The sequence below is a fragment of the Mesotoga sp. UBA5847 genome, assembly GCF_002432735.1.
Lineage (GTDB): Bacteria > Thermotogota > Thermotogae > Petrotogales > Kosmotogaceae > Mesotoga.
Genome location: NZ_DJGL01000047.1, coordinates 1 through 3,258 on the forward strand (window position 1 = coordinate 1; position 3,258 = coordinate 3,258).

At 47.0% G+C, this 3,258-nt stretch carries 3 protein-coding genes; 2 read left to right on the forward strand and 1 reads right to left on the reverse strand.

All coding sequences use genetic code 11. The features are described from left to right. Nucleotides 1–475 precede the first annotated feature (475 nt). Nucleotides 476–1,531: a GntR family transcriptional regulator gene (locus B3K91_RS05015; RefSeq protein WP_349680397.1), complete on the reverse strand. Its 1,056-nt coding sequence runs from the start codon at nucleotides 1,529–1,531 to the stop codon at nucleotides 476–478. A 241-nt stretch (nucleotides 1,532–1,772) separates the two neighbouring features. Here B3K91_RS05015 and B3K91_RS05020 point away from each other — a divergent pair, with 241 nt between their 5' ends. Together B3K91_RS05020 and B3K91_RS05025 are read left to right on the forward strand one after the other, a co-directional pair. Beyond that, nucleotides 1,773–2,285, forward strand: coding sequence for a hypothetical protein (locus B3K91_RS05020; RefSeq protein WP_214060031.1), 513 nt, complete (start codon nucleotides 1,773–1,775; stop codon nucleotides 2,283–2,285). Nucleotides 2,286–2,412: 127 nt separating this feature from the next. After that, a complete protein-coding gene (locus B3K91_RS05025; RefSeq protein ID WP_214079864.1) occupies nucleotides 2,413–2,952 on the forward strand; it encodes a flavodoxin family protein in 540 nt (179 codons plus the stop codon). Nucleotides 2,953–3,258: the final 306 nt, after the last annotated feature.

Below are 3,258 nucleotides of genomic sequence, written 5' to 3' on the forward strand. Positions count from 1 at the left end.
TGAGAGAGCCTGGGGGTGAAATTCCCCTGGGCTACTCACCGTGCCAAGTTTGAAAAAAGAGTTAAATGACGTCACGCTAAAGCGACAGCCGTCCTACGAAAGACCCACTACAGGCTGATGAAAACCACGTTGGCCGTCAACGGTTCACCGTCCTCCGCGCGTGAGAGCGGAAAGAAGGGTTCTAGGTTCCTATGCTTCGCGTCCAGGTTCTTGGTTAGGAACCGCGTCTGAATTTGAAGTGGTTCTCATCCCCGAGGAGCGGGCCTTGCGTCCCCGGATGCATCTCCGGGCATTGCGACCTGGCGTGGTCTTCGCCAGCCTTGCGTCCACTGATGCTTTTCAGTGCAATGCGTCCCACCGAAGGTGGCATCACTTCCTCGCGCCAGCGAGCCTCACTTCATGCCGAAGGCAGCCTTGCGTATTATTCCGCTCTTTCCTACCCCCAACCCGCCATCCGCAACCTCGGTAAATTTTTCTACTCCTTCACTCTTGCTACGGAGCTCCTCTCTATCAATTCTGGTTTGTGAACAACTCTGTGAGTATTGGAGCCATTTAGCATATCTAGAAGAATCTCGACTGATTTCCTTCCTACCTCTTCTTTAGGGTGGGCGAAGGTGGTGAGGACTTCTCTGAAATCCCCGATTGGTCCGTCATCGAATCCGATTACGGAGATATCTTCGGGTATATTCAAGGCCAGTCTTTTGGCTACTAACTGAAGCTGAAGAGCGGTCGCGTCATTGTAGCAGAATACTGCTGTCGGACGCAGCTGAGCGGGGAGAGACATGAGTTCGTGAGCTATCTGCATAGGCGCTCCAGTGAATTCCGAGACGTTGAAGGACTTCTCGTAAATCTTTGTGAATCCAAGCTGCTTGCAACGGTCGACGAAGCTCTTGGCCCTTATGACGCCAGGCAGATGTGTTGACTTGTAGATTACAGCAACTCTCTGGTGACCGTATTCAAAGAAGATTTCCGATGCCTTTTCCCCTCCGTAGGCGTCATCGAGGACATTGCAGCTTACGTTATCAATATTCCAGTCACTGTGGACGAGAACGATCTTCACTCCAGATTTGGCCATCGACTGTACGAGATCCTTGTTTGACCTCTTAGTCGCGCTGTAGACGGGGTCGATTATCAAGCCCTTCACTCCTGATTCGATCCACTCTGAAAGAATCTGCCTCTCCTTCACTGGATCTTCAGCAGAATTACCTAACAACATCTTGTATTCGTTCCGGAAGAGATAATCTTCAGCTCCGAGAACAATATAGGGAAATATGTAGCTGGTTATCTGTTGCACAAGAATGCCGACAAGGTGGTTGTCGCTTCCATAACTGACGAAGGTTCCAAGGCCCGGTCTTCTGACTATCGCAGCCTTGAAAGAGAGCCGATCCAAAGCCTTTCGGACTGTTTCTCTGCTGGCACTAAACTTGTTCATCAATTCCTTTTCTGTGGGGAGTTTATCCCCAACGGAGTATTTCCCGGACTTGAGTTCTTCGAGCAAGTAACGTTCAATGAGAGTGTACTTTGGAGTGATGGCAATCGCCCCCAGTTAGAATGTACGTACATATAGGATTTTACACTTCAATGTTAGTTGAGTCAAGTTTTCTTAGCAAAGACCTAGCCTCGATCGATATTTGCCTTTCAAAGGTTATACGGAGAACAGACCCTTCTGACAGAAAAGAGAACACCTGCCGGTGAGAATAGCCGCAAGGCCCTTTCCAGAGCTTCTTTTCGAGAAGATCGAGATGATATACTTCAATCGGGAGGTGGAAATGATGAAGAAATTACTGCTTGTAGTATTGATCGTTGTGGTTCTTTCTGTTTCTGCGTATGGATACACTTTCAACTCAAACAATATCGGAGCTTCAATCGCATACTTTCCCTTTATCCTTCAAACCTACTCGGCAAGGGGATATTATCACTTCGGTTTCAAGATAACGAATCCCTGGAGTATTGGCCCGATAGATTTTACTCAAGTTATGTTGTACGCCGGTCCCACAGTTTCCTACAGCTATGACAACGTTCATCACAGTTTTGAGGCAGGCATCAGCGGAAGACTCTTTTCTGCAATCGAGAATCTCTCTTTCAATCTTTTTGAAAGAAGATTCATGATTGCCGTGGGCCTAAGAGGTTCATCTACCTTCTCTTTCTCGACACTGAAGCTCGCAAAGCCTCAAATATCTCCGGCTCTGAGCATTATCGATGTCACCAAAATGACAGACAGAATGAATTACTCGTTGTTCTTCTGGCCGCTGCCGGTGCTCCTGGGATTTGATCTGTACTTCTAATTGTTCAACGATGTTGTTCCTTAGTGCTCTTGCTTCCTACAATAATAGGAGTTCGCAGAGAAGAATGAGCTCCTCCGGCTGAAGGATTTTTCTGATATGAAAACTACTGAGAGGATGTGGTCCGCTTATGAGAGTATTCTCTGTTATGGGCAGTCCAAGATTGAAGGGAAATACTATGCTTGTTCTGGATAATTTCATGAAGGGAATGAGAGAGGGACATGATAAGCTGGAACTGAAATCTGTCTTTCTACATGGTAAGAGGATCGAACCGTGCGCGGGCTGCGACAAATGCAAGAATGATGGCGAATCCTGCGTAATTGAAGACGACATGCTTGATCTTTATGGAGAAGTCGTTGCAGCCGATGTGATTGTCTTCTCTACGCCTATTTACTGGTGGAACATGAGTGCTCAGTTGAAGACTTTCCTCGACAGATTGTACGCGCTCGACTACGAAAAGGCCTTCAAAGGAAAGAAGTTTGTTCTTCTCATGACTTACGGTGGTGAGGATCCTAATTCTGGAGCCGAGATTGTCGAAAAGAGCATGAGAGAGATCTGCGACTTTGTTTCTATGGAGTTTTTTGCGAGCTTCGGAATGTGCAGCGAATTGAGTGAAGATGAAAGAGCGGAGGCTCTTGAAAAGGTCTACAATCTTGGTCTTGACCTTTGAGTTCTATGCAGAACCAGTAGAACTTTGAAAGAATCCATTTGGCTTGAGTCCTTTCAGAGTCGAAGATAGCGTTGAATTCCCTCCAAGGGAATTATGAGATTCGAATCTCTGCCACATTCAGATAGTGCCCCTTTCTATTCCAATCATTACCCACACCATCTTCTATGAAGCTCGTCTCTTGCTCTCTCATCATCTCGTGGTTTTTGACCAAGAACCTGGACGCCCAGCGTCGGAACGATGAACCGCTCTTATTCCCTTGATCTTAATTCCCAGTTTTAGCGCTCATCATTACCCACACCATCTTCT